This window comes from Geobacillus lituanicus (genome assembly GCF_050994965.1).
In the GTDB taxonomy this organism is placed as follows: Bacteria; Bacillota; Bacilli; order Bacillales; family Anoxybacillaceae; genus Geobacillus; species Geobacillus stearothermophilus.
In genome coordinates this window covers 944,057-969,646 of sequence record NZ_CP194773.1, presented here as the reverse complement: position 1 = coordinate 969,646, position 25,590 = coordinate 944,057, and the positions used below count along the sequence as shown (strand labels likewise).

Sequence of the window (25,590 nt, the reverse complement as noted above, 5' to 3'; positions counted from 1 at the left end):
TGCACCTCGTTTACTTTGCTGAAGTATACTCATGGATAAAAGCCGTCAGCCGCTTCAAAGTCGCCGGCTGCACATCAGGGAAAATGCCATGTCCCAGGTTAAAAATATAGCCCGGCTGCTCCATCCCCTCGTCCAAAATGCGTTTCACCCGCTCTTCGATCACATTCCATGGAGCGAGCAACACCGCCGGATCCAAGTTGCCTTGGATGGCTTTCACAATGCCTTGGCGGCGCGCCTCCCGAATTGACAGCCGCCAATCAAGGCCGATGACGTCAAGCGGCAAATCGTTCCACTCGCGCGCCAAATGGCCCGCCCCGACGCCAAACATAATGAGCGGCACGCCTTCCTCGCGCAAAGCGGCAAAAATGCGCGCCATCGCCGGCTTAATAAACGCCCGGTAATCGTCCGCATTCACCGCCCCGACCCAAGAGTCAAAAATCTGCACCGCGCTCGCCCCGGCCTGAATTTGCGACCGCACGTAGCGGATCGTCATCTCGGCGAGCTTGTCCATTAAGGCAAACCATGCCTTCGGTTCCGCATACATAAACGCTTTTGTTTTATGGTAATTTTTTGATGGTCCGCCTTCAATCATGTAGCTCGCCAACGTAAACGGCGCACCAGCAAACCCGATGAGCGGCACGTCAAGCTGCTCGTTGACAAGCAACCGGATCGTCTCCAGCACGTATGGCACATCATGTTCCGGATCGATCTCCCCGAGCCGTTCGACGTCTTGAAGCGAGCGAATCGGATTGGCGATCACCGGCCCGATGCCGCCCTGAATCTCAACATCAACGCCAATCGCCGGCAGCGGCGTCATAATGTCTTTATATAAAATCGCAGCATCAACGCCGTATTGTTCGACCGGAAGCCTCGTGACATAGGCGCACAGCTCCGGTTCATGCGTAATCTCAAACAGCGAGTATTTTTCTTTCAGCGCCCGGTACTCCGGCTGCGACCGGCCGGCTTGCCGCATGTACCAGACCGGCACATAATCCGTTTTCTCGCCGCGGCAGGCGCGCAAAAATGTATCGTTGATCCGTCTTGTCATCTCCATCCGCCTTTCTTTTCCCCAATCGAGCTGTCCGTTTCCGATTTTTTGCTTATCTATTTTTCACTATACAGGTTTCCCCGCTCTATGTATAGAGAAGGAAACAAACTGTCAAAAAATCGACCGATTTTCAGCCTATGACCATTATACCAAAAAAGCTGCCCTGGCCGCACAGGACAGCTTTTTTCGTCAGATCAGAAACATGGCGACAACGGTTGTGACCGCCAGACCGACCGCTACCGGAATCAAGTTGCGCCGCGCCAACTCAAACGGATCGACGCCGCAAATGGCCGCGGCCGGGATGAGCGCCCACGGAACAAGCGTGCCGCCGCCGACCCAAATGGCAGCGATCTGGCCGAGCGCCGTTAACGTGGCCGCCCCGCCGCCAATGGCGACCGCAAACAAATGGGCGACCGAACCAGCGAGCGAGATGCCGGAAAACCCGGAGCCGTCAAGACCGGTAATCGCCCCGACAATCGTGAGCGTCACTGCCCCGATTTCGTTGTTCAGCGGCACTGCATGAGCCAAGGCGACCCCTAAATCGTTGACAATGCCCTGTGACGCCTGCGGCAAGTAGTCGCCGATAATTTTTACAAATCCGGCATCGCCAAGATAGAAAAAGGCGGCAATCGGAATGACAGGACCGAACACTTTAAATCCGAACTGAAATCCTTCAATAAAGTAATTGGTCACTTCAGCAAAGCTCTCTTGCCGGTGGGCTAAAACGGAAATGAGGATCAAAATAAAAATCGCGGTTCCGCCGACTAAGGCTGTCGCCTCGCCGCCTTGCAAGCGCAAATAAAACATCGCGATGACGTCAAGGGCAAACAACACCGGAATCAACAGCGCCAGCCATTTTTTCGCCGTCTCGGCGAGCAGTCCTTCCGTTTTTTCGAGCGCCGAATCCGTGGCAGCAGCGATTTCTGCATCGCCGACCGCCAAACGTCCTTGCTCCATGTCGCGGCGCAGCAAATAAAACGCGGTGACGGTCGTGACCGCCCCCATGACAAACACGAGCGGCACACTAGCGGCGATGACGTCGCCAACCGGCAGGCCGGCTGCATCGGCGGTCAGTTTCGGCGCCCCTTGAATGATGAAATCGCCGGAAAGCGCGATGCCATGCCCAAACAAGTTCATCGCCATCGCCGCTCCTAACGCCGGCAAGCCCACCCGGACCGCTGCCGGCAACAGCACCGCCCCCATTAAGGCAACGGCTGGAGACGGCCAGAAAAACCAGGAGATGACCATCATCAAAATCCCGATCGTCCAATACGCCCAAGCCGGCGTGCGGATCAAGCGGACAAACGGCGATACCATGACATCATTGATGCCGGTCGCCGACAACACTTTGCTCATCGACACAATGATTGAGATGATCAAAATCGGCGGCAGCAATTCGGTAATGGCGTAAATAAAACTGTTAAACACCCCGCTGACTGCCGCGCTCAGTGAATGGGTAGCGACCGCCGCCAACAAAAAGATCCCAGCAATGCAAACGAGCGATGTATCTTTGCGGGCAATCATAAACCCAATAATGAGCATGATAAACAGCAAGTAAATCCAGTGCAGCGCCACAAGCTCTACACCCATACACAATCCCCTTTCCCCCAACTTCCAGCCCAGCCCGCCGGACATGCGCCTGGGCTGGTGTACTACAGCATATGAAGCGGGAAAGAAGGTGTGAAACAAAAAAGAAGCGCTGCGCTGGGAGAGCATCAAGCAGAAACAGCACGTTAAGGGCTTTCCGTCGCCCCTTTCAAAAAAGAAAGACGCCGGCCTTGGCTCGAAAAGCGCTAATAGCCGGCGTTGGCCCTCCGGCGCGGGCGTCCATAGCGCCCGGCCGCCCAGATCCCCCACGCGTTTCCGCCCACCCAAGTGGCAAGCCAAAGAAAACGGGGGGAGACAGCAGCCAATACAAGGTGAAACAACGTATTTTGCGCGATGAGCAAGATGGCGAACAGCCGCATGGCAGCGGCGGGCGATTCCGTCCGCGGCAGCGGGTACAGCCGCGTCCATAGCGAATAACGGTGGCGATGAGGAAGCGCCGCCAATTGAACAGCGGTCGCATACAACACCAAAAGCACCGTGGCCGCCCGCATATATTCATGGTCGGCCGCCGCGAGCACGACGCATCCGATGGCGGTTAGCCGCACATACAGCCCTGCGTACCCGCCGGCGCGCAAAAACGTGCGTGCATACAAATGGAAAAAGACGTGCCGCGGCCCGTACGGAATAAAGGCCAGCAACGGGTCGAGCCAACGCCGCCGCTTCGCCGTCTCCCGCCATTCCGGAACGTCCGTGAACAAGTTGGCCACCCGGTAAAACAATCGGGCTGCGCGCTGCTCTTCGGCGATGAGCCGCTCCCACTTCCATGTTTTCCCTTCTGTCCACCGCCATAAGCAGACGGAAAGAGCGGCCATCAACGCGGCGACCGTTCCGAAAAACGGCCACGGCGCCGCCGCCAGCCAAAAGTACACGACAAGCGCCGATGCGCCCAAGCGGACAAGCGCGCTCCAACGATGAAACGACGGTTCAGCGATGTAATTCCCCTTCCAACTCGCCCATAAATTCCATAGTTTTAAACAGACGATGCCGAGCAAAAAGAGCGGCCACGGCACCGGCGAAAACCGGACATGGAGCGGTCCGGCCGCCAAAAGAAGCAAACATAGGCCGTAGGAGTGCCACACTGCAGAGAAAACAAACGCCCGGCGAATATATGGACGCAGCCGGCGCTCGGCCGGCAGCAAAAACACCATATCCGCTTCACGAAACAAGGTGCGCACCGAGCCTGACGCCGCCGCCCAACCAAACACCGCCGCAGCGATGGCTGGGTACGGAAATGAGGGGGGAGCTGTTCGATCGAGCGTTTATACACGACCGCCGCCCAACCCAACACGATGAACAGGCCGACAAGCAAATGGTCATTGAACATGTAACGCAAGTACCGGAGCCTTCGCCTCCCCTCCGCTCGAAAGCGCTCCTGCCAAAGCTTGCCGGCGTCCATCATGGCGCATCATCCTTTGTTAATTCAATGTACACCTCATCAAGCGTCGCATGTTTCAACCCGGACTGGCGGCGGATGTCATCAAGCGTTCCTTTCGCTTTCACGCGCCCTTGGTGCAAAATGACAAACGAGTCGCAATACCGCTCGGCCGTTGCTAAAATATGGGTTGATAACAAAATGCCGGCTCCCTTCGCCTTTTGTTCATTCATCCGCTCGAGCAGCGCATGAATCGCAAGCGGATCAAGGCCAAGAAACGGCTCGTCGATCATATAAAGAGGCGGTTCAAGCAAAAAGGCGCAAACGATCATCACTTTTTGTTTCATCCCTTTGGAAAAATGGGCCGGAAACGAAGAAAGACGCCGCTCGAGGCGGAACTCGCGAAGCAAGGGAGGAAGGCGGCGTTCGTATTCCGCCTCGCTCAACCCGTACGCCATCGCCGCTAGACGCAAGTGTTCTTCCAATGTCAGTTCTTCATACAACACCGGCGTTTCCGGAATAAAGGCAAACTGCTTCCGGTACGCCTCCGGCTCGGCCGCGAGCGTATAGCCGTTGATCGAAACCGTCCCGCGGCGCGGCTCCATCAAACCGATAATATGTTTGATTGTCGTGCTTTTCCCGGCCCCGTTCAAGCCAATCAAGGCCACTATTTCGCCGCGCTCAACCGAAAATGTCACATCCTCAAGCACGTTTTGCGCTGTATACCCTCCGGATATATGATCCACTTGCAAAAGCGCCATCGTCCGCTAACCCCTTCCACCGCGAAATGGCTTTTGCCCCCATTGTACCAAAGAGAAGCGGTTTTTACCAAAAAAGTTTGTTGCCCCTCCCTGCATAAACACTGCCTCTGCGGGCATGATAAATAGCGAAGAGGGGATGGGGATTCACCAAGCAAAGGCTGATGAACGATCCATCTGAAATGGGGTGTTCGTCAAAGACACCGTTGTGAGCCGCAAGACGTTGTAAACCGTTCATGAACAAGGGCCATCTGTCTGTTGCTGAGAAGCAACGAACCTGTCCAAAGGGGATGGTCGCGTTGAACAAAGGAAGCGCTCACGCCTAAACGACTTTGTCGCAAATGGGGTGTTCATCAAACGCACATTTGATTGAATCATCCTCTCCCCTTTTCACCAGCCGGGATGTAACCGCATGCGGGATTACATCCCGGTTTTTTTATGGTAAAATGAAGAAAACGAAAGGAAAGGGTGACCGTTCCTATGAGTGATTGCATTTTTTGCAAAATCGTCAACGGTGAGTTGCCGGCGGCGAAAGTGTACGAAGACGAGCATGTGCTTGCCTTTTTGGACATCAGCCAAGTAACGAAAGGGCATACGCTTGTCATCCCAAAAGTACATACAGAAAACGTTTTTACGCTTACGCCGGAGGCAGCCGGCCGTCTGTTTCGCGCCGTGCCGGTAATCGCCAACGCGCTGAATAAAGCGTTTTCCCCCGTCGGGCTCAACTTATTGAACAACAATGGCGAGCAAGCGGGGCAGACGGTGTTCCATTACCATCTTCACCTCATTCCACGCTACGGCAAAGGGGATGGGTTTGGCGCGGTCTGGAAGTCGCATGCAAGCGACTATACGCCCGCTGACCTGCAGGCGATCGCGGCCGCCATTCGCGAGCAGCTCGGCTGATCTCCCGTTGTTGAACAGCAGAAAGGTCAAGCCCACAAATAAAAAAACGGAAGCAGGGATGTTCTGCTTCCGTTTTTTTACTGTTTTCCTTGCTGCTCGATCACATCTTGCAAATCTTTGTCTTTGATCTCAACACCGGCATCTTTCACCAATTTGTCCACTTTTGACTGCATCGTCGCAGGATCAAGCTTGTTCCGTTTGACTTCAAACGCAATTTCGTCTTTCATTTCGTTGAACGACTTTTTCTTTTCTTTGTCCGTCACTTTAATGATATGGTAGCCGTAATCCGTTTTCACCGGATCGCTCACTTCGCCGACTTTCAGCTTATAGGCGGCTTCTTCAAACTCCTTGACCATTTTCCCTGGGCCAAACCAGCCTAAATCGCCGCCGTTGGACGCCGAGCCTGGATCTTGGGAGTATTCTTTGGCCAACTTGGCGAAATCCTCGCCTTTATCAAGCTTCGCCTTTACTTCTTTTGCTGTTTTTTCATCTTTGACCAAAATATGGCTGGCACGAATTTTCGGCTTGTAGTTGTCATAATACTCCTTCAGCTCTTTCTCCGTCACTTTTATGTCTTCAACGGCCGCTTTCGTCCGCAGCAAATCAAGCTTGACCATGTCACGGATCACTTTTTCTCCGTTCTGCTGCACGGCCAAATCATATTGCGTTCCATACGCTTCCTTGATTCGTTCGATTTCGCGGTCGATCTCTTCATCGGTTACCTTGTATTTTTTGCTCAACACTTTTTCGTCAATCAAATCACGAAGGACGGATTTGCCGACGCGCTCTTTCATCTCATTATAAAATTCATCTTTCGTAATATTGCCGTTTTTCGTTTCCACAATCGCTTCCGAACCGTCGTTGCTGCAGGCCGACAAAGCCATGAGCGAAACGACGGCAGCGGCCATCATCCATTTTTTCATTCGCTTCACAACTCCTACATCTTTTTTCGATTGAATGTTCCCACGCTTTCAAGCGGCGCAGATCGAATGGCGCCCAAGCTCGCCCAAGAAACAACATGCTCGCCTCTTCAGCCACGACAATAACTATACCATATTTTCAATGAAAAAAAAACCTCTTTCCGCTTTAGTCATCCGCCCATAACATGTACGCTTGCCATACATATGATGGAGATGAAGCGCCGCGGCAGGCTTCTTCTCGCCGAAAGGGGGTGTTACGATGAGCGCACCTTATGCCGGAGGCTTTGCGTTAATCGTTGTGCTGTTTATTTTGCTGATCATCGTCGGCTGCGCCTGTGTCATCTACTAAACAAAAGAGGGTGTCCCCCGAAACCGGGAGCACCCTCTTTCTTCCTCTTTCCCGATCGGCCGCACCGGCTCCTCGTTATGTAAACAACACTTCAAAATAAGAAGAAATCAATAAAATCGTAATCAGTACGTTGATCGTCCGGAAAACCGCCGGCTGCTGCTCCTCCGGGATGTCTCGCTGCGCACAAAGCGAGTGGGTGAGCTGATTCACAAAAAATAAAACCGCCACTGCCAGAGGGATAAAGTAAAGCGCCAAAACTCTTCCCCTCCTTCTCATCTTCACCAAACACCGTCCATGGCTTTAACTTTACCTCGTCCGCCGCCGGAAATCAATCTTTTTTCTCTCGAAAAATACGGTGAAGCGATTTTCCCTATTGGTGAATGCGCACAAATCCGGTAAAATATACGTAAACACGGTTGCACTTTATGCCAGCCAAAGGAGCACGGTGTATGGAGTCGTTGGAAAAGCGAGTGGCCAAGCTCGAATTTCACCAGTCATTGTTGCTGGAAATGGTCGATGAAACGAAAAAACCGTTTTACTCCCTTGTGATCCGCGCTGATTTGACCAAAGAAGAAGTCGACGCATTCCTATCGTTTTGCCAAGAGCTCGCCGAGCAATATGAGCGGCAAAAAGCGGAAGGGTTGACGATTTTCACCCCTCTGCTCGTGCAGTTTGCCGGGATGCTCCATCCGAACCTTCCGCTCGAACAAACGGTTGACGCCATGTTGGCCCAACAACTGTTTGTGCCGCTGATGACCGAGCTGAAAATGCTCATTCAAACCGTCAATTAGCCTGGCTGGCCAGCTCTTTCTCCTGCTCTGTCGCTTTCGCCGTCCGCCTGACGAGCTTGCCGTCTTGCTCGACAAAGTCTTCCTTAATGTTCTCAAACGCCCGCTCAAAAATCTCCATAAAATCGTCTCCATAAATGTTGCGGACGATGCACATCATTTCTAAAATTTCAGGAAACTTCCCGTACAGCTCGCGCAGCGGCAACGCCCCATTAAAGACCGCATTTTTCGTCGGGTCGTACGTTTCCATCAGCTTCATCAGCACTTCTTCGCCTTTTTCGGTCAACTCAATGTACGTATTGCGCTTGTCGTCTTGCCTTTTGGAAAATGAAAGCAACCCTTTTTCTTCCAGCTTTTTCGAAAAGTTAAAAGCTGTCGAAACGTGCATCACACCAAATTTGGCAATTTCTGAGATCGATGCTCCTTTAAAATGGTAAGCAATCCATAAAATATGATGCTCATTAATGTTCAAATCGAATGGCTTGATCCATTGCTGCCAGTCTTTTTCAATCGATTTCCATAGCGCCTTGCTCAGCTGGGCGATCCGTTGGCTAAATAGCATTGCCTCTTTAACGGAATAATGCTGTTCTGTCCCCTTCATCGTTCCACCCACTCTTTCCCTCACTGTATTTTTTATTTCCTATTATATCAATAAAACAAAAAAGAATAAAGACAAAAATATTTATTTTTATGATTTTTTTTGCATATTCATAGTAATAAGCCTAAGGAGACTGCCGCATACAGGAGGAAAACGCAATGATGTATATACAATGGATGCTTGCCGCAATCGGATTCGTATTTTTCTGTCTTTTTATAAACACTTTCTTTTCTTTATGGAAAGCGCGGGCGTACCCGTCAAAGGCGCTGCTCAAAGAGCAAGCTTTGCGCTATATTGGAATAGCATCGCTTTGTCTGTTTGCCGCCTGGCTTCTCAGCTACGCTTAGCGTTTGTTTGAATTTTCAAATAAATAAAGGCAGGGAAGGAGCTGCAAACCAGCATCGTTCCGCCTGTTTGATAGCAAAAAACCCGACCAGCCATGATCGGGTTTTTTGCCGTTTACACGTGTGCTGTGACGTTCATCCGCCGGAAAATGGACGCCGCAATCGGATAGATAATGGCCATGGCCACCGCATTTAACGCCGCGGTTGGCAGCACAATCGTGACAAACAGCGCAGAAAAGGTCGTTCCACCCGGCAACCCAACAATAAGGAGCGCCGCGGTTAAAAACACCGCCCCGGAAATGACGGTGCCGACAGCCGCCAGCACCGCCGCCCCGGCCACGGTCTGGCTGTACTTTTTCACCGCAAAGATCAGGGCAAAGACGACGAAGGCCGTGATGATTTTGTCGATCATATTCGGCAGCTGCCCGCCCGGAAATGTCGTCGTCATGGCGGAAATCAACCCGGTGGCGACGCCGACAAGACCGGCTGCCTTGACGTTTGGAAACAGCAAAATCGCCAACACCATCATCGCCAGCATCATATCCGGCTTCATTCCGAAAAACAACCCCGGAATGGCGGCGTGCAACACGGCTCCGATTCCGACTAACAGCGCCATCGATACTAATGTTCTGGCATTCATGCTCATCTCTCCTCATCTCTCCTCATCTATTCTCATGCTCGAGAATTTTCTATTATTATATCACTTTGCAGTACAAAAGTGAAGAAGAAAGTTTCAGGCAAAGCGGCGGCGAAAATCGTTCATAAACGATGCGAGCGCTTCGCACGCCTCAAGCGGCACCGCATTGTAAATCGACGCCCGGCAGCCGCCGACCGATCGGTGCCCGCCGAGCCCGACAAACCCGCGTTCTTTCGCCTCGGCGAGGAACGTTTTCGTCAGCTCCTCATTTGGAAGCGTAAAGGTGACGTTCATGAGCGAACGGCTCCCCTTTTCGGCGTGCGGTTTGTAAAAGCCGCCGCTTTCATCAATCGCCTCATACAGCACTGCCGCCTTTTGCCGGTTGCGCTCTTCCATCGCCGCCACACCGCCTTGCTCTTCGACCCATTCGAGCACGAGCGACAACATGTAAATCGCAAACGTCGGCGGCGTGTTGTACAGCGAATTGCTCTTCTGATGCGTCCGGTAATCCAGCATCGTCGGCAGCCCGTCCGGAATGCGCTCCAGCAAATCGTTGCGGAGAATGACAACCGTGACTCCTGACGGGCCGAGATTTTTCTGCGCCCCGGCGTAAATGAGGGCAAATTGACTGACATCGAACGGACGGCTTAAAATATCGCTCGACATATCCGCGACCAGGTCAACCGGCGTGTCCGGAAATTCCTTCCATTGAGTGCCGAAGATCGTGTTGTTGGACGTAATATGGACATAGGCGGCGTTTTTCGGCCATTTCACATCATCGAGCGGCGGAATATACGTGTAGTTCGCTTCTTTGCTCGACGCGACAACCGTTGTCAAACCGATTTTTTGCGCTTCTTTCAGCGCTTTCTCCGACCACGCCCCGGTCAGCACATAACAGCCGATTTTCCCTTCCGTGAGGAGGTTCATCGGTACCATCGAAAACTGCAAGCTCGCCCCGCCTTGCAAAAATAAAACGTCATACCCGTCCGGCACATTTAGAAGTCGCTTGAGCCGCTCTTTCGCCGCATTGTGCACCGCCTCGTATTCCTTGCTTCGATGGCTTAATTCCATCACCGACATGCCAGTGTTTTGAAAATTAAGCAGCTCTTTTTGCGCCCGCTCAAGCACCGGAAGCGGAAGCGCGGACGGGCCGGCGTTGAAGTTGTATGCTCGTTTCATCGTCATCCCTCACTTTGCCTCCTGGTAGTCCGTTGATATTACTATCCTAACACGATTCAAAAAAAAAGAAAGAGAATTTTTTGAAAAAAGCGTTTTCAAAAATCAAAAAAAGAAAGCCCTTGGCTATTGCAAGGACTTCGCTTGCTTCCGCCGCTCCCGTTCTTGACGGATGCGCTCCATATAAATTTCGCCTTCTTTTTCTATAAACGCCTCGTCGATTTCCCGCTCGCGCGCCGCTGTTTTTACAGTCATGTAGCCGCTGAAAATAATGCCGGCCACGACCAAATAAATCCACCATGGCAAACTGAACATCGCCATCCCCTCCTTGTACGCTTGTCTTACTACACTATACGCGTGAACGGCCAGCTGTATGCATGAAGAAAGAGGCGGGGACACCGCCTCTTTCCTCGGGACAACGCTTATGCTTCGTTTCGCTTCTTCTTTGTTTTCTTCTTCGCTTTCTTCCACTGTCGGCGCAGTTCGCTCAACGTTTCTTTCGCCTGTTCGTGCTGGGATGTCGGGACGATTTCAATGATCGGTTCGATCATGATCCATCCCTCCCTTGATCCGCCCCCTACTCTTTACTACCCGCGTTTTTTGGCTTTGAAACAGATAAAAACACCGGCTTGTAAAACGAGCGATTGTCAAGGGCAAAGACGCGTTCGGTGAATTCACCTGGTTTTACTTTCTCAAGCGCACGGTCGATCATCGTAATTTTCGCATCCAAATTGTCAATGTAATGAAGCACCTCGGCTTCTTTGACAAGCGGCGGCTTCGGGCTGCCCCATTCCGCCTTGCCATGATGCGCGAGCACAAGATGCTGCAAAATGACGACTTCCTCACCTTGAATGCCGAGCTGTTCCGCCGCCTTGCTGATCTCGCTCACCATGATCGAAATGTGTCCGAGCAAATTTCCTTCCAGCGTATACACCGTCGATACCGGACCAGATAATTCCATCACTTTGCCAAGGTCATGCAAAATGACGCCGGCATAAAGCAAGTCTTTATTGAGCGACGGATAGAGATGGACGAGCGCCTTGGCGAGTTCAAGCATCGACACGACATGATACGCCAGTCCGGAGATGAATTCATGATGGTTTTTCGTCGCCGCTGGGTACTCAAAAAACGCCTTTTCGTATTTTTTCAACAAATAGCGGGTAATGCGCTGGATGTTTGGATTTTCCATCGCAAATATGTATTCCATCACTTTCGCCTTCATTTCCTCGCGCCCGAGCGGAGCCGTCTCCAAAAAGTCATCGATGCGCACCGCATCGCCCGGATGAGCAGGACGGATCGAACGGATGCGCAACTGCAATTTGCCACGGTAGTTATGGATGTCTCCCGCCACTTTGACGATGCACTCCGGCACATACCGCTCTTCATCATCTGGCGAGACATCCCACAGTTTCGCTTCAATGTCGCCGCTTTTATCTTGCAAAATCAACGTTAAGAACGGCTTGCCATTGCTGGCGATGCCTTTCGTTGCGGATTTGATGAGCAAAAAGAGATCAACTTGTTCCCCAACCTCATAATGGATGATGCCTTTCGCCACTTCGTTCTCCTCCGTTTCTCTGTACGTATTTTCTAGTATATCATAACGGGCAAAGGGCAAAAAGAAAGCCTTGCCGAAACGGCAAGGAAACATTGGCCCAAACGGCCCGTCCACTGTTTATTTTTTTGTTAGCTGAATGGCCCGTTTTATCTTAATTAGGCGAGAAGACTCCCACTTCAACGAAGCGAAGCGGAGTAAGTGGGAGATGAATCGCCTTAACTATATTTTGCTGAAAATAGGATAGATTCAGTAAAATATGGTATAATATAGTTAGATGGGAGGTGAAAAAATGTATTTTTGTATCAAACAACAGCTAAATGGTTTGACCAAAGAAGAATACTTGACTCTTCGAGAACTGTGCCATATTGCCAAGAACATGTACAACGTCGGATTGTACAATGTCAGACAATACTATTTTGAACACAAGGAATTTCTTAATTATGAGAAAAATTATCATCTTGCAAAAACTAACGAAAACTATAAGCTGTTAAACAGCAACATGGCACAGCAAATTTTAAAAAAGGTCAATGAAGCCTTTAAATCTTTCTTTGGTTTGATCAGTCTTGCCAAACAAGGAAAATATGACTACAAGGCTATCAGTATTCCAAAATATCTTAAAAAAGATGGCTTTCATTCACTGATCATTGGCCAGATTCGTATAGACGGCAACAAATTCACGATACCGTATTCTCGCCTATTTAAAAAGACTCACAAGCCTATCACGATAACGATTCCGCCTGTGTTACTGGACAAAAAGATTAAGCAGATTGAAATCATTCCTAAGCATCATGCCAGGTTCTTTGAGATTCAGTACAAATATGAAATGCCTGAAGATCAAAGAGAATTAAACGACCAAAAAGCACTGGCAATTGATTTAGGATTAAACAATCTTGCCACTTGTGTCACATCAGACGGCAGATCATTTATCATTGATGGGCGGAGATTAAAAAGTATAAATCAATGGTTTAACAAAGAAAATGCCAGACTTCAAAGCATAAAAGATAAGCAAAAAATCAAAGGCACCACTCGTAAACAGGCTTTGCTTGCTATGAATCGCAATAATAAAGTGAATGATTATATCAACAAGACTTGCCGTTACATCATTAACTACTGTATTGAAAATCAAATTGGCAAACTTGTCATTGGCTATGCGGAAACATGGCAACGCAATATGAATCTAGGAAAAAAGACAAATCAAAACTTTGTCAATATTCCTCTCGGTAACATAAAAGAAAAACTAGAATATCTTTGTGAATTTTACGGCATTGAATTCTTGAAACAGGAAGAATCATATACGTCTCAAGCCAGCTTTTTTGACGGCGATGAGATTCCTGAATATAATGCCGACAATCCAAAAGAATATAAGTTCAGCGGCAAACGTATTAAGCGCGGCTTGTATCGAACAAAGTCTGGCAAACTAATTAATGCTGATGTCAATGGCGCATTAAACATCTTAAAGAAAAGTAAAGCTGTAGACCTGAGTGTCTTATGCTCTAGCGGCGAAGTGGACACGCCTCAAAGAATAAGGATTGCTTGAAGCAGTCAAACTTCTTTGGAAGCCCCCACTTCAAATTTTCGCTAGAAAATTAAGTGGGGGTAGTTCACATCCTTGAAAATGTTCATTCGTCCATACATCAGCACGCCGCCTCGGTACACTTTGGCGCCAAAATAAATGAGCAAGGCAATCGTCGCCGCCAAAAGCGCAAGGCAAAGCGCCACTTCCCATCCCGGCACGGAAACGAGGCCGATGCGCAAAAACATGAGCATCGGCGCGAAAAAGGGGACGAACGAAGCGCCGGTCACGAACGCCGACTCTGGGGCATTCAAGCCAAACATGGCGATCATAAAGGCAGCGACAACCAGCATCATGACCGGCATAATCGCCGGCTGTACATCCTCAACCCGGCTGACGAGCGAACCGAGCACGGCAAACAGCACCGCGTACAAGAGGTAACCGAGCAAGAAAAAAACGAGTGCATACACAAAGATCGAGGCCGGCAGGTGATCCAATCCGAGGAAACGCCACACTTCCTGCCCGCTCGTTTTTAACGCGGCGAACGCGACGGCGAAAAACACGAAAAATTGCGTCAAGCTGACAAGCGCAACGCCGATGATTTTGCCAAACAGCTGTTGGACTGGCGGGACGCTTGACACTAAAATTTCCATCACGCGCGACGATTTTTCCGTCGCCACCTCCGTCGCGATCATGCCGCCATACATCAAAACGAACATATACATCGCGAACAGAAGGACATAAACAAGAGCGCGCGCTTGGTTCAACTCCTCTTCCGTCTTCGCGTTTTTTTCCAATGCCACCTTTTGGAACGGAACCGGTTTGGAAAGCTCCGCCATTTGTTCATCCGTCAGCCCGAGTTTAGCGGCTGAAAGTGCTGTTTTCAGCTGGCTTAGCGCTCGTTCCAACTCCTCAGGCGTCTGATTGTCCACAATCGTATTGGCATAATACACCGCTGCCGGCAATCCTTTCGCATCCATCGACAAGACGAGCAATCCGTCCCATTTGCCTTCTTTGACCGCTTCTTTCGCTTCGTTTTCCATATCCGTAATTTTCGTCAACGCGATTTGATTATGGTTTGCCTGCTTCGCAAGCGGACCGTACAAAGATCCCGTGCGGTCAATGACCGCGACATGAGGCTTTTCATCACCGGTGAAAAACTCAATGATCGGCTGAATGTTGGCCACCCCGATGATCAACAGGCAAGTGATGGCAGTGGTCACCAAAAATGCTTTCGCCTTCAGCTTCGTCTGATACGTATGTACCGCCACAAGGAAAAACTTATTCATACGCCGCACCTACTTTTTCAATAAAGATATCATTCAGAGACGGTTCCTCCAAGGCAAACAGACGAACCGCGAATTTTCCTGCTATATGACCGAGTATCGCTTGCGCCGTCTCCTCATTGGCGATTTGCAGCCGCACCCCTTCCGCCGTCCGCTTCCACTGCAAAACACCAGGAAACCGCGCCAATTGTTCAAACGGTCCGTCTCCTTGAATGATAAGAATTTGCTTGCCAAACGAACGTTTCAGTTCACGCAGCGCTCCCGCCACCACCGCGCGGCCGCGGCGCAAAATGCAGACATGTTCGCACAGCTCTTCCACATGTTCCATCCGATGACTCGAGAAGACAATGGTCGTGCCGTTCCGTTTTAAATCAAGCACCGCTTCTTTCAACAGTTCCACGTTCACCGGATCAAGGCCACTGAATGGCTCATCCAAGATTAATAGCTTCGGTCGATGAAGCACAGCAGCGATAAACTGGATTTTTTGCTGGTTGCCTTTCGACAGCTCCTCCACCCGCTTGTTGGCGTAATCGCGGATATGGAAGCGCTCGAGCCAGCGGTCAATTTCCGGAAGAAGATCCGTCTTTTTCATTCCGCGCAACCGCCCTAAATACAGAAGCTGCTCTTGCACGTTCAGCTTCGGGTACAACCCGCGCTCTTCCGGCAAATAGCCGATCAGATGGCTTTTCGAGTCATCAATCGGTTCGCCTTGCCAACGGATCACCCCTTCCGTCGGGAGCAGAAGGCCTAAAATCATGCGAAAGGTCGTCGTTTTTCCCGCTCCGTTCGCCCCAAGCAATCCGAACATCTCCCCTTCTGGAACCGTCAACGTCAAATGGTCGACGGCCGTCGCCTGACCAAACCGTTTCGTCACCTCAATGATCTCTAAACTCATCCACATTCCCCCAACGTAAAACAAATTTTCCACCCACATTATTAAAACGTGCAGTCTCAAAAAAAGTTTCAGATAAAAGCAGGAATTTGCCGATCCAACCTCTAAATGAAAGAGAAATGAATGATGATTCAGAGAAAGGAGATGGTGACATGCCGACGTATACGTTGACCGCGTTTGAGCGCGACGGGGAAAAATTGCTTGATGAAACGTTTGAAGCCGCCAATGATGAAGAAGCGAAAAAAATCGGCGAGCAAAAATTGCGTGAGCGCGGCTGTTGGGACAAAACACACCGTTGCGTCAATGCGAGCGGCAAGCTCATTTTATTTCACCGCTAATCAAAATACCCCGGGGTTGTTCCCGGGGTGTTGTTATTTATCCAAATATTCCCTTTAATATATTGATTTTCTCTTCCGTATATTCGGCGAAATGTTCGTTGTACACTTTCGGCTCTTTTGGATTCGCCTGGCGGGTGATGTTCCGCGTTTTCGGATCGACGAATTTGCTTGACGCCCCGCAGCCAAGGCCGATGATCGACTGCTGTTCTTCCATGATCATAATGTTGTATAGGCTCTCGTGCCCCGGCAAGGCGTAGCCGACGTTTTCCAAGTTGCCGAGAATGTTTTTTTGTCGGTACAAGTAATATGGGACATAACCGTGCTCCTTTGTCCACTCCTGGGCCGCCTTCATCATCGCCTGCACTTCCTCGCGGCTGGCGACTTTGTACTTTTGTTTGTTCTTTGTCATTTCCGACGCCCGCTTAAACGACAGCGTATGAACGGTCAGCGACTCGGGCAGAAGCCGTTCCGTCTGTTCAAGCGTATACGTAAACTCTGGAAGCCCTTCGCCCGGCAGTCCGATGATTAAGTCCATGTTGATGTTGTTCATCCCCATCTGCCGCGCCAAGTGGAACTTCTCAATCGTTTCTTCAACGGTATGATGGCGGCCAATCGCTTTTAACGTCTCTTGAATGTACGACTGTGGATTGATGCTGATTCGGTCGATCTTCCATTTTTTCAATACGTCAATCTTCTCCGGCGTAATCGTATCCGGACGCCCGGCTTCGACCGTGATTTCGCGGACGCGGTCGACGTCTGGAAATACGTCATACATATGAGCGTATAACCGGTCCATCTCGTCGGCCGTAATGCTCGTCGGCGTCCCGCCGCCGTAGTAGATCGTCGTAATGCGAATGCCGCGCTCGCGCAAAAAGCGGCCGACTGCTTCCATTTCGTAATGAAGGCCGGCCAAAAAGGCGTCGACCGACCCTTGGCGGCCGTTGATGGCGTACGCCGGAAATGTGCAATACGCGCATTTCGTCGGGCAAAACGGAATACCGATATAAATGCTCACTTCATGAGCCAAATCGTATAAATCCGGCACGACCGTGAGCTGGCGGTCCACGATCGCCTGCATTAGTTCGATTTTCTCCTTAGTCACCAAGTACTCCTCGGCCAGCTTCCGATGCGCCTCTTCTTTCGAAAGGCCTGAGCGCAAAAGCTGATGAAGCAGCTTGACCGGGCGGACGCCGGTCAGCACGCCCCACGGCTGAATGAGGCCGGTAGAACGCTCAAGCAACGTCAAATAGACATGCAAAACGGCGTTTTTCAGCTGTTTTTCGTACGTTTTCCCGTCAGCATCCGCCGGCGTGCTGCGTTCATGACTTACTTCCTCCACGCGCCCCGACGTCTTGTCAAGCAGCGTCCCCGAAACAGCGATGCCCCCGTCTTCCTTGACGGAAAACATAGCGGCCATATCGGCCTCAGGAAGCGGCGCGAACGACAGCTCCGGCGCTTCGAAAAACAGCTCGGTCATCACCTCAAGCGGGCGCTGAAACCGTTCCGGATTCGGCAGTCCTTGAATTTCAATCCGCACGTTCATCACCTTTTCTGTCAAACTTCTTTCAGTGTACTGAACGGCTGTTTCCTTCGTCAAGCGGAAGAATGCACCTTTGCCGCCGACTTTATGGAAATGACTCTCACCCGGCCAACTAGATTAAAAAAAAGCCGGGCATTCGCTCCGGCCTCATTTTTATGATTTTCGTGAAAACGGCAAGCGCCAGTTGTCCGCTCACGGTTCGCTCCCCGCTCAAGCTTCTTACTGTTTCGTTTTGAGTTTTTGCAAAAACTCGATCCGTTGCTGTTTGCGGAAATGTTCTTTCACCATGTAGGCGACGCCGAGCTGTTCGTTCGAACGCGTCACCCAGTCGGCCGCCCGCTTCACCTCAAGCGGCGCGTTCCCCATGGCGACGCCGAGCCCAGCCGCTTCAATCGCCGGCAAATCGTCAAGGCCGTCACCGATCATCACCGTTTCTTTCAACGATACGCCGATATGTTGAGCCAGCCGGCGCAACCCCGCTAGTTTAGACACTCCTTGCGGGACAATTTCCATTTTTCCGTTTGGCTGCATAATCATATCAATGGACGGAATCGATTTCGTCAATAAAGCGGCCGCTGCATCCCTCTGTTCGTCTGTAGCAAAATATACATCAATTTTCGGCACAGCGATCGGTTCGTCGATCAGCACATCGCCAAGTGAATCGACAAATTGAGTCGGATAGAAAAACGGGTCGCTTGAGGAGAGAACCGTTTGCACGACAAGGTTTTTCTTCACTTTCTTCCGATTGCCGAGCGAATACCGCTCATGCATGAGGCGGATGTTGCAGTTGAAATTTTCCAAAATTTGCACGATATTAAACGTCCGCTCCTCAGGGATCACGGCGTCAAACAGCCTATCATCAAGCGTTCTGGCAATCATCGCTCCTTGGAATGCAATGAGCATCCCATCAAGCCGCAGCGCTTTCGCCACTTTGCGGGCGGAAAGCAAATTGCGGCTCGTGATTAACGTAACATAAACTCCTTTTTTCTTCACATAGTCGACCGCCTCTTTTGTTTCGCGCGGCAGGCGGCCGTTGTTTTTTAAAATCGTTCCGTCAATGTTGAGCGCCAACAGCTTATACACGGCTGTCTCCCCCTTTTGTCCGTCTCAACCTCTCTTGCCGCCGCCAGCAAGCTGGGGGCGGCTTTGCATTCCTTATCATTTTTATGACTATGACGAAACGGACAAAAAAAGAACACCCGACCGGGTGTTTTTCCTACCTTCCTTCCATAAATGAACGGTGCAGCTCTTCAAGCGGCTTCATGGCGATTTGTTGCACTTCCGCGATCGTCATGCTCATTTGCTGCTCGAGCGCCATCAGACGGGCCAGTTTCTCATTTTGCTGGGCAAGCGCCATCGCCTTTTGCGCCTGTTCAATTTCATCCGGCAAAATAGCGGCTCCACGCATTTGTTTTTCGTGCAGCCGAAGCTGAATGTCACGGAAGTTAGCAAATAGCCGATAGGCGGTGTCGTCGTGTCGGACATGATCGTACGCCTGTTTCAGCTGCTGAAACGGCTCGCTCGCCCGGATCGCCTGTTCAAGCTGTCTTGCGAGCGCACGAAGAGATTCGGACATAAGAAGAAGCCTCCCACTTCAATATCGTTTACGTTCTAGCGTATGCGCCAGTCGGCGGTCATATGACTCGCTGCTACAACCATAGGCCGATCATGCCCTGGACGGCGCCGATCATTGCGCCAAGCACAGCGCCTAAATAGGTGATCATCTTCAGCTCGCGTCGGGCGATGGCCAAAATGATCGCCTCCAGCCTTCGGAGCGAAAACGATTCGACTTGATCACGAACGACATCTGCCAATCCAAGCTGCGCCACAACCGACTCCATCTGATCGCCGAGCAGGCGGACAGCAGCGGCAGCCGCCTGCGGAACGAACCGGTCGAGTACGTCCTGTTCATATGGCGCAAGAAGATCGGCGAGCGGGCGGTGCAGCCAGCCGCTTCCCCGGACGAGGCCGCGGGCTGCGGCCTGCACCGCCTCGCTCATGCGTCTTCGTCCGACCATCTCCTCCACCGTTGCCAGCGGATAGTCGATCCATTTGTTCCATTCTGTCCAAAGGAGGCGGGCGATCGCCGCCCTTGTGCCGGCATGGCGCAAAAATTTGCCGATTTCCGGCTGCACTTTATCCACTAAATTGACATTGCCAAGCAGCATTTGCAGCACGCCCCCGACCATTCCCCGCTCTTGAAAAAAGCGTTGGATCATGCCGGAAAGCTGTTGTTTTCCTTCCGCGCTGCTGAAATACTCGAGCGCCCGGTCGGCCAAGTAGCCGGCCAGCTGCTCGATGCGCGCTTCCATCGTTTCCTTCAACTCAAGCGGCAGTATATCGCGAATCGGCCGCGTGCGCCACGTTTGGCTCCATCGCTCATACGCCTGCGCGGCTTGTCCGGCCGCCAACGCCTCAAGACGCTCATCCGGAGAACGAATGCCGAGGCGCTCAAGCAACTGCGCCGGCGTCTCCCGGCGCGCCAGCCACCGTTTCAGCCACTTCCGTCCTTCCTCGACCACCCCCGCCATGAAGGCTGAATCGTTGAGCTTGCGCCGGAGCCCTTCCGGCGTCACCAAATGCTCGACAACCGTTTTCCCAAGCTGTTCCGCCAGTTCCCGCCTCCGTTTTGGAATCAAGCCGGGCGTAAACGGCAGCCGTTTCCCAAACAAGTACATCGGCTCGTGCGGGCGGAATAACATGACAATGGCGATCAAATTCGTCACCCCGCCGATAAGCGCTCCAACCGCCACCATAAACGACAAATAAATGAACGTCCCCATCGCCTTCCCCTTTCATCCGCGCCGCTGTCACCAAACAGCGGCTCTCATCATACGATACGATATAAACGTTTGCCTAATTGTTCATTATAGAACTTGCCTGACAAATGCGCAAATGAGGGACTGCGATGATCAACCAACGAACCATTGCCGTATTGACTGAAATAAAGGAAGACCGGGAACGGGCCTCTTTTGGCTCCATCCACCTTTTTTGCGAGGAATTGGCAAAATATGGAGAAACGCACGGCCTTTTTGTTTATGTCACATCGCCGTCACTCTATTTGCAGCACACCGGATATCGGTTAACCGGCAGCGAATGGATCAAGGGGGACGTGCCGCGGGCGAACGTCGTCTACAACCGCCTTCACTCCCGCAAGTCTGAATATGCGCCTGCCTTTCAGCAGCTGCTCGCCCGGCTTGACGAGGAAGACGGGGCGATGTTCAACCGCCGCTTTTTGCATAAATGGGAGGTGCACCGTTATTTGGAGCGGCATGAGTACTTGCATCCGTACTTGCCGAAAACGGCGCTGTGGGACGGCCAAGACTCACTCGAGGCGTTTCTCGCCGCCTTCCCGTCCGTCTTTCTCAAGCCTGTGCACGGAAGCCAAGGGCGGGGGATTTTCCGCATTGAATGCACCGATGAAGGAATTTGTCTCCGCCGTTCCACCTCTTCGTCATCGGCGCTATACCGCTCGGTTGCCGCGGCCGTTTCTGCCTTGCAGCCACAAATCCGGACGCCGATGATCATCCAGCAAGGCCTTGAACTTCAAACGCTTGACGGCCGCCCTGTCGATTTTCGCCTTCTTTGCCATCGCATCCGCCACAACGATTGGCGCGTCACGTCAGCGGTCGCCCGCGCGGCCCCTCCCGAGCAGTTTGTCGCGAACCTTGCCCGCGGCGGAGTACTGATGGCAGTCAATGATGTCTTGCAGAAGTGGTATACGAGAGCGGACGTGTTCCAGCAGAAACAGCTTCTGAAAGAAATCGCACTGGAATCCGCTGCCGTTCTCGCCTCGGAAGCGGAAGGACTGTATGGAGAGTTTGGCGTCGATCTGGCCATTGACGTCCATGGACGGCCATGGATCATCGAAGTGAATACAAAACCGTCCAAACAGGCGGAAATGACGTTTTCTCAACAAACGGTGCGCCCATCCGCGAAAGCCGTGATTGATTATTGCCTGACATTGATGGAAGAAAAGGAGTGAACGACATTGATTTCACTCGGTTTTGTCACCCTTGATGAGCAACAGGAAAGCGCGTACTGCACCGAGGTAGCCCGCCGCGCCAAGCAGTATGGCATTTCCATATACCGTTTTTCGCCGCTGGCGATCGACCCGCGAACGGAAAATGTCCGCGGTGTCGTCTTTGATGACAAAAGTGGGGAATGGACCGATGCCGTCTTTCCCATTCCGCCGTTTTTGTACGACCGTTGCTTTTACGGCCACGACGACCGTTCCAAAAAAGCGAAACCGATTATGCATTGGCTGAAGCAACGCCCGGATGTCACGTTTTTAGGCTATGGCCTGCCCGGCAAGTGGAGCGTCTATGAGACGCTTTCCGCCCATCCGCTGTTGTCGGCATATGTGCCGCCGACCGTCCGTCTTGAGCGCGCCGATCACGTGCTTGATCTCCTTCGCCATGAACAAGCCATCGTCGCCAAACCGGTGCACGGCTCTGGCGGACGCGGCATTTATATTATCCAAAAGAAAGGGAAGACATTGTCCGTTCAAGACGGGCGCGGCCAAGAGCGGGCCGTGATCACCCGCCGAAACGAACTTGAACAATTCGTCGCTTCCTTGCAGCGCCGGGACGGCTATGCGCTTCAACCGCTTCTCTCCCTCTCCACCGAGGCAAGAGAACCGTTCGACCTTCGCTTTCTGCTGCAAAAAGATGAAACCGGACGCTGGGTTGAACAGGTGCGGGCTGTGCGCATCGGACGCCCTGGAACGTGGGTGGCCAATCTCCGTGCTGGTGCAGACATGCGCCCGTTCGCTGACTGGTTCGACCACCTTCCTTCTTCGAAACGCATCTTAGTGCTGGATGGCATTGACACGATCATCCGTACGTTGCCGGCTTATATGGACAATGAACTCGGTCCGCTGTTTGAAATCGGTCTGGATCTCGGCGTTGCTGACAACGGGGCGGTTTGGATTTTGGACGTCAATTCCAAGCCGGGAAGGAAAATCATCAGCCTTCTTCCGCCAGAGCAGCAAAACGATATTTACGAAGCGCCGCTTCGGTATTGCCGGTTTTTGGCGAGCGAGGTGGCCAACCGATGATCTATCCATTGGTCATTGATGACAACGAGTCCAATACAGTTATCCTTCCCTCCTCACTGAAAGCGGACGGACGAACAGCCGTTGCCTTTGGCAGCTTCCTCGCTCCGTGCACGATCATCTCATCTTCCGGACCGTCCGACAGCATCATCGTCGCCGGCGATGTCGCCCAGCGTCTGTTGATCCCGTTTGCCGCTAAGGTGCACGTGTTTTTGACTGACGAAGCCGTCCATATCGGACCGCTCGTCGGCGTTTTCACCGCTGGATTTACCAAGTCGCCCCATCGTCCGGTCGGAGGGCGCAGTTTTTTCTTCGCCAAACTGTTAGCGCAAGAAAAACAAGTCGGCGGGTTCGCCTTCTTGTTTGGCCTTCCTCATATCGACTGGGAGCATGGAACGGTCAACGGCTATTTTTACACGGAACGCGGTTGGGAACGGCATACGGTTCCGTTGCCGACGGTGATTTACAACCGCCTGCCGAACCGGCGCATTGAAAATGACGACATGTTCCAAACCGTGACGAAAACGCTGCAGACCGCCTATGGCATTCCAGTGTTCAACGGGCGCTTTTTCAATAAATGGGAGGTGTACCGCCGGCTTGCCGTCCATCGCGACGCACGGCCATATTTGCCGGAAACCTCCGCCTATGTCACGCGGCAGACGATCGAACAGTTTCTCAACCGGTATACGGGAGCGTATGTGAAACCGGCTGATGGCAGCCTCGGGCGCGGCATTTACCATTTGGTGAAAAAAAAGGATGCATACGAATGCCGCTTTCGTGACGAACACGGCGAAACGAAAACAACGCTGTTTCCGACCGCCATGGCGCTATGGCATCATTTGCTCGCCCACGCCCCGCTTCATCGTTACGTCATTCAGCAAGCCGTCCCGCTCATCACCATCAACGGACGGCCGACAGATTTCCGCGTCCATACGAACAAAAATGAAAACGGCCAATGGCAAGTAAGCGCCGTCGCCGCCAAAATAGCCGGGCGGCAAAGCATTACGACCCATATGAACAGCGGCGGCATAGTCAAAACATTGGAAGAAATTTTTCCAAACACCGCCAAGCGCGAAACGGTGCTCGCCCGCCTCCGCGACGCCGCCTTGACACTTAGCCGTTGCCTCGATGAAACATCAGACACGTTAATTGGCGAAATCGGTTTTGATTTTGGGGTAGATGAGCAGGGAAACATTTGGATGTTTGAAGCCAATTCCAAACCGGGGCGCTCCATCTTTAAACACCCGGGCCTCAAGGAGGCTGATGAGCGGACGGCGCTGCTGCCGCTTGCCTATGCGGTCCATCTAAGCAAAACGGCCATCATCGATCCAGAGGCGTTTGGACTATGATCACGATCGGTTACCGGCGCGACGCCAATGAATGGGTGAGCAGGCGGCCGGACGGCTTCTATCGGTTCGGCCGCGGCGAGCTTGCCGCCGCCGCCTCCCTCCCCGATCTTACCTTTGCGGTCAACGAGCAAAACGGGCGGGTCGGGCCGCTTGTCGGCATATTGGTGAGCGAATCATCCATTTCGGCTTTGCTTGGCGGAAGGAAACCATGGGTGGAGACCGTCATCCGCTCGCTTCATGCCGATGGCGGCATCGCCATCGTCAGCACCGCGGCCGGCATTGGCGAGAACATGGTCTCCGGTTATGTATTCGCCCCGGCGCTCGAACGGTTTGTCGAATCGTCCACTCCGTTGCCGGACGTCGTCTACAACCGAGTCAAAAGCCGGGAAGAAGAACAGAGCGAGCCGTTTCAAACAGCAGCCGCCCGGCTTGCCTCCCATGGCATCCCGCTCGTCAACCGCTCTTTTTTCCGCAAATCGGACGTTTGCCGCGCGCTGCAGACGGACCGCCGTCTTTGGCCTCACCTGCTGCCAACGGCGCCGGTCCGTTCGTTGGCTGATATTCACTCTTGGCTCCATCAATACGGCTGTATTTACTTGAAACGAGACGACGGGGCAAGGGGGAGCGGATTGCTCCGTCTCACCGCCTCGCCTGGGGCGGGAGCCATATGCGAATCCCCCCGCGGCCAAAAACGGGTAAGGTCGCTCGACGAGCTAGAGCCGCTTGTCCAATCCCATCGTTATATTGTTCAAGCAGCCGCCTGTACAGACACATGGAACGGGCGCCGTTACGATTTGCGCGTGCTCGCCCACTGGCAGCGCCATCGCCATACGATCACCGGCGTCGGCGTCCGCCTCGCCGGCCCTCGGTCGTTGACAACCCATGTATTTCACGGCGGAACGATCCTTCCGTATTCGGAAATTCAAAGCCGCATTGATGAACAGGCGCTCGAGCGCCTCATCGCCTGGAGCGGCGAACGCCTCAACGAGCAGTTCGGCCTTGTCGGCGAATTTTCTGCCGACATCGGCGTCGGAAAACAGCAGGAGCTTTACATTTATGAAATAAACGCCAAACCGATGGCTTTTGACGAGCCGGATATTGAAGCACGTCGGCTTCAGCGGCTCAATCGACTGTTTGCCGAACTAGCTCATCTTGCGCCATAGCAAAAAATTCTTTGCTATAACGAAGCGCCTGCTGCAGCACACCGTCTGCCGCCTGCCGGACGGCTCCGCTTAAACGCTGACTTACTTGTCGGCACAGCTTCGCTTTTTTCCACTCATCGGCGGTCAGCGCTTGCAGCAACTCGAAGCGGCCAGCGCTGGCCGCTTCTTGCTGTTTCTTTCTCTCACCCCAGCCTGCACCGGTCATCAAATGGTGAACATACTGCCAAAGTTGACGTTGTCGCTGAACCTCGGCGAAATACGTTTCCCATGTTTGCCCGTCTTCTTCAAGCGCCGCCAACTGACGAGCTTTTTCTTCAGCCGCAGCGGTCGTTTCCAGCAATTGTTTGATCACAGCAACCACCCTATTTCCCTCCTTCTTGCCAGTCCTCTTTCATCC

Annotated in this window: 28 protein-coding genes and 1 pseudogene; 10 read left to right on the top strand and 19 right to left on the bottom strand. The window is 52.3% G+C overall.

Features of this window, described 5'->3' with window-relative positions; all coding sequences use genetic code 11:
* Nucleotides 1–10: 10 nt before the first annotated feature.
* From hemE to ACR1UW_RS04890, 4 genes and pseudogenes are all read right to left on the bottom strand, one after another.
* Nucleotides 11–1,048: a uroporphyrinogen decarboxylase gene (gene hemE / locus ACR1UW_RS04905; RefSeq protein ID WP_055358340.1), complete on the bottom strand. Its 1,038-nt coding sequence runs from the start codon at nt 1,046–1,048 to the stop codon at nt 11–13.
* Between the two features lie 189 nt (nt 1,049–1,237).
* Nucleotides 1,238–2,638 (bottom strand): hypothetical protein, encoded by a 1,401-nt coding sequence (locus ACR1UW_RS04900; protein ID WP_063210517.1) that lies wholly within the window; start codon nt 2,636–2,638, stop codon nt 1,238–1,240.
* A gap of 203 nt (nt 2,639–2,841) precedes the next feature.
* Nucleotides 2,842–3,980 (bottom strand): annotated as a pseudogene (locus tag ACR1UW_RS04895) (ABC transporter permease).
* A 71-nt stretch (nt 3,981–4,051) separates the two neighbouring features.
* The gene (locus tag ACR1UW_RS04890) at nt 4,052–4,789 is read right to left on the bottom strand and encodes an ABC transporter ATP-binding protein (protein ID WP_033013835.1); all 738 of its coding nucleotides are present in this window, start codon (nt 4,787–4,789) and stop codon (nt 4,052–4,054) included.
* 477 nt (nt 4,790–5,266) lie between these two features.
* Here ACR1UW_RS04890 and ACR1UW_RS04885 point away from each other — a divergent pair, with 477 nt between their 5' ends.
* Complete coding sequence (locus ACR1UW_RS04885) at nt 5,267–5,689, top strand: HIT family protein (RefSeq protein ID WP_033013836.1); 423 nt, start codon at nt 5,267–5,269, stop codon at nt 5,687–5,689.
* A gap of 77 nt (nt 5,690–5,766) precedes the next feature.
* Here the strand turns inward: ACR1UW_RS04885 and ACR1UW_RS04880 are convergent, their stop codons facing one another.
* Entirely contained in the window at nt 5,767–6,612 is an 846-nt protein-coding gene (locus ACR1UW_RS04880; RefSeq protein ID WP_050368280.1) for a peptidylprolyl isomerase, read from the bottom strand.
* Between the two features lie 256 nt (nt 6,613–6,868).
* Between ACR1UW_RS04880 and ACR1UW_RS04875 the strand changes: the two genes are divergently transcribed.
* The gene (locus ACR1UW_RS04875) at nt 6,869–6,958 is read left to right on the top strand and encodes a YjcZ family sporulation protein (protein ID WP_020958800.1); all 90 of its coding nucleotides are present in this window, start codon (nt 6,869–6,871) and stop codon (nt 6,956–6,958) included.
* A gap of 75 nt (nt 6,959–7,033) precedes the next feature.
* Here ACR1UW_RS04875 and ACR1UW_RS04870 read toward each other — a convergent pair whose 3' ends face one another.
* Entirely contained in the window at nt 7,034–7,213 is a 180-nt protein-coding gene (locus ACR1UW_RS04870) for a hypothetical protein (protein WP_033011590.1), read from the bottom strand.
* A gap of 194 nt (nt 7,214–7,407) precedes the next feature.
* On the opposite strand from ACR1UW_RS04870, the gene ACR1UW_RS04865 reads away from it, so the two are divergent.
* On the top strand, nt 7,408–7,749 hold the full coding sequence (locus ACR1UW_RS04865; RefSeq protein WP_033013839.1) for a YhaI family protein: 342 nt from the start codon (nt 7,408–7,410) through the stop codon (nt 7,747–7,749).
* Here the strand turns inward: ACR1UW_RS04865 and ACR1UW_RS04860 are convergent.
* Complete coding sequence (locus tag ACR1UW_RS04860) at nt 7,742–8,347, bottom strand: HTH-type transcriptional regulator Hpr (protein ID WP_199170442.1); 606 nt, start codon at nt 8,345–8,347, stop codon at nt 7,742–7,744. The two genes, ACR1UW_RS04865 and ACR1UW_RS04860, sit on opposite strands and share 8 nt — an antisense overlap.
* Nucleotides 8,348–8,502: 155 nt before the next feature.
* Between ACR1UW_RS04860 and yhzF the strand changes: the two genes are divergently transcribed.
* Nucleotides 8,503–8,691 (top strand): membrane protein YhzF, encoded by a 189-nt coding sequence (gene yhzF, locus ACR1UW_RS04855; RefSeq protein ID WP_498934731.1) that lies wholly within the window; start codon nt 8,503–8,505, stop codon nt 8,689–8,691.
* Nucleotides 8,692–8,803: 112 nt separating this feature from the next.
* Here yhzF and ACR1UW_RS04850 read toward each other — a convergent pair whose 3' ends face one another.
* The 5 genes from ACR1UW_RS04850 to yhaM form a co-directional block, all read right to left on the bottom strand.
* Nucleotides 8,804–9,328 carry a tryptophan transporter gene (locus tag ACR1UW_RS04850; RefSeq protein WP_237419864.1) on the bottom strand — a complete coding sequence of 175 codons (525 nt, stop codon included), beginning with the start codon at nt 9,326–9,328 and terminating at the stop codon, nt 8,804–8,806.
* Nucleotides 9,329–9,421: 93 nt separating this feature from the next.
* Nucleotides 9,422–10,504, bottom strand: a complete 1,083-nt coding sequence (gene serC / locus ACR1UW_RS04845) for a 3-phosphoserine/phosphohydroxythreonine transaminase (RefSeq protein ID WP_498935259.1) — start codon at nt 10,502–10,504, stop codon at nt 9,422–9,424.
* Nucleotides 10,505–10,627: 123 nt separating this feature from the next.
* On the bottom strand, nt 10,628–10,816 hold the full coding sequence (locus tag ACR1UW_RS04840) for a sporulation YhaL family protein (RefSeq protein ID WP_033011581.1): 189 nt from the start codon (nt 10,814–10,816) through the stop codon (nt 10,628–10,630).
* Nucleotides 10,817–10,923: 107 nt separating this feature from the next.
* Nucleotides 10,924–11,052: a hypothetical protein gene (locus ACR1UW_RS04835; RefSeq protein WP_033011579.1), complete on the bottom strand. Its 129-nt coding sequence runs from the start codon at nt 11,050–11,052 to the stop codon at nt 10,924–10,926.
* Nucleotides 11,053–11,078: 26 nt separating this feature from the next.
* Nucleotides 11,079–12,056 (bottom strand): 3'-5' exoribonuclease YhaM, encoded by a 978-nt coding sequence (gene yhaM, locus ACR1UW_RS04830; RefSeq protein WP_033013845.1) that lies wholly within the window; start codon nt 12,054–12,056, stop codon nt 11,079–11,081.
* 289 nt (nt 12,057–12,345) lie between these two features.
* On the opposite strand from yhaM, the gene ACR1UW_RS04825 reads away from it, so the two are divergent.
* A complete protein-coding gene (locus tag ACR1UW_RS04825; RefSeq protein ID WP_047819116.1) occupies nt 12,346–13,593 on the top strand; it encodes an RNA-guided endonuclease InsQ/TnpB family protein in 1,248 nt (415 codons plus the stop codon).
* 41 nt (nt 13,594–13,634) lie between these two features.
* Here ACR1UW_RS04825 and ACR1UW_RS04820 read toward each other — a convergent pair whose 3' ends face one another.
* Both ACR1UW_RS04820 and ACR1UW_RS04815 read right to left on the bottom strand, forming a co-directional pair.
* On the bottom strand, nt 13,635–14,858 hold the full coding sequence (locus ACR1UW_RS04820) for an ABC transporter permease (RefSeq protein WP_498934727.1): 1,224 nt from the start codon (nt 14,856–14,858) through the stop codon (nt 13,635–13,637).
* Entirely contained in the window at nt 14,851–15,750 is a 900-nt protein-coding gene (locus ACR1UW_RS04815; protein ID WP_050368276.1) for an ABC transporter ATP-binding protein, read from the bottom strand. Before ACR1UW_RS04815 ends, ACR1UW_RS04820 begins: the two co-directional genes overlap by 8 nt.
* Before the next feature lie 149 nt (nt 15,751–15,899).
* Here ACR1UW_RS04815 and ACR1UW_RS04810 point away from each other — a divergent pair, with 149 nt between their 5' ends.
* Nucleotides 15,900–16,085 (top strand): YhzD family protein, encoded by a 186-nt coding sequence (locus tag ACR1UW_RS04810; protein WP_015374028.1) that lies wholly within the window; start codon nt 15,900–15,902, stop codon nt 16,083–16,085.
* Nucleotides 16,086–16,122: 37 nt separating this feature from the next.
* Here ACR1UW_RS04810 and ACR1UW_RS04805 read toward each other — a convergent pair whose 3' ends face one another.
* From ACR1UW_RS04805 to ACR1UW_RS04790, 4 genes are all read right to left on the bottom strand, one after another.
* Nucleotides 16,123–17,628, bottom strand: coding sequence for a coproporphyrinogen III oxidase (locus tag ACR1UW_RS04805; protein ID WP_033011660.1), 1,506 nt, complete (start codon nt 17,626–17,628; stop codon nt 16,123–16,125).
* Nucleotides 17,629–17,844: 216 nt separating this feature from the next.
* Entirely contained in the window at nt 17,845–18,708 is an 864-nt protein-coding gene (locus ACR1UW_RS04800) for a Cof-type HAD-IIB family hydrolase (protein ID WP_063210548.1), read from the bottom strand.
* Between the two features lie 133 nt (nt 18,709–18,841).
* Nucleotides 18,842–19,201, bottom strand: a complete 360-nt coding sequence (locus tag ACR1UW_RS04795; RefSeq protein ID WP_033011567.1) for a YlbF/YmcA family competence regulator — start codon at nt 19,199–19,201, stop codon at nt 18,842–18,844.
* A 73-nt stretch (nt 19,202–19,274) separates the two neighbouring features.
* A complete protein-coding gene (locus ACR1UW_RS04790) occupies nt 19,275–20,408 on the bottom strand; it encodes a DUF445 domain-containing protein (protein ID WP_289643697.1) in 1,134 nt (377 codons plus the stop codon).
* A 125-nt stretch (nt 20,409–20,533) separates the two neighbouring features.
* Here ACR1UW_RS04790 and ACR1UW_RS04785 point away from each other — a divergent pair, with 125 nt between their 5' ends.
* The 4 genes from ACR1UW_RS04785 to ACR1UW_RS04770 are packed head-to-tail and all read left to right on the top strand — an operon-like array spanning nt 20,534 to nt 25,193.
* Nucleotides 20,534–21,610: a YheC/YheD family endospore coat-associated protein gene (locus tag ACR1UW_RS04785; protein ID WP_289651888.1), complete on the top strand. Its 1,077-nt coding sequence runs from the start codon at nt 20,534–20,536 to the stop codon at nt 21,608–21,610.
* Between the two features lie 6 nt (nt 21,611–21,616).
* On the top strand, nt 21,617–22,684 hold the full coding sequence (locus ACR1UW_RS04780; RefSeq protein WP_289651887.1) for a YheC/YheD family endospore coat-associated protein: 1,068 nt from the start codon (nt 21,617–21,619) through the stop codon (nt 22,682–22,684).
* Nucleotides 22,681–24,030 (top strand): YheC/YheD family endospore coat-associated protein, encoded by a 1,350-nt coding sequence (locus tag ACR1UW_RS04775; protein ID WP_498934723.1) that lies wholly within the window; start codon nt 22,681–22,683, stop codon nt 24,028–24,030. The genes ACR1UW_RS04780 and ACR1UW_RS04775 overlap by 4 nt, the downstream gene beginning before the upstream one ends.
* Nucleotides 24,027–25,193 carry a YheC/YheD family endospore coat-associated protein gene (locus ACR1UW_RS04770; protein WP_047817843.1) on the top strand — a complete coding sequence of 389 codons (1,167 nt, stop codon included), beginning with the start codon at nt 24,027–24,029 and terminating at the stop codon, nt 25,191–25,193. The genes ACR1UW_RS04775 and ACR1UW_RS04770 overlap by 4 nt, the downstream gene beginning before the upstream one ends.
* On the opposite strand, the gene ACR1UW_RS04765 is transcribed toward ACR1UW_RS04770, so the two are convergent.
* Nucleotides 25,153–25,554, bottom strand: coding sequence for a hypothetical protein (locus ACR1UW_RS04765; RefSeq protein ID WP_033011066.1), 402 nt, complete (start codon nt 25,552–25,554; stop codon nt 25,153–25,155). The two genes, ACR1UW_RS04770 and ACR1UW_RS04765, sit on opposite strands and share 41 nt — an antisense overlap.
* Between the last annotated feature and the right edge of the window lie 36 nt (nt 25,555–25,590).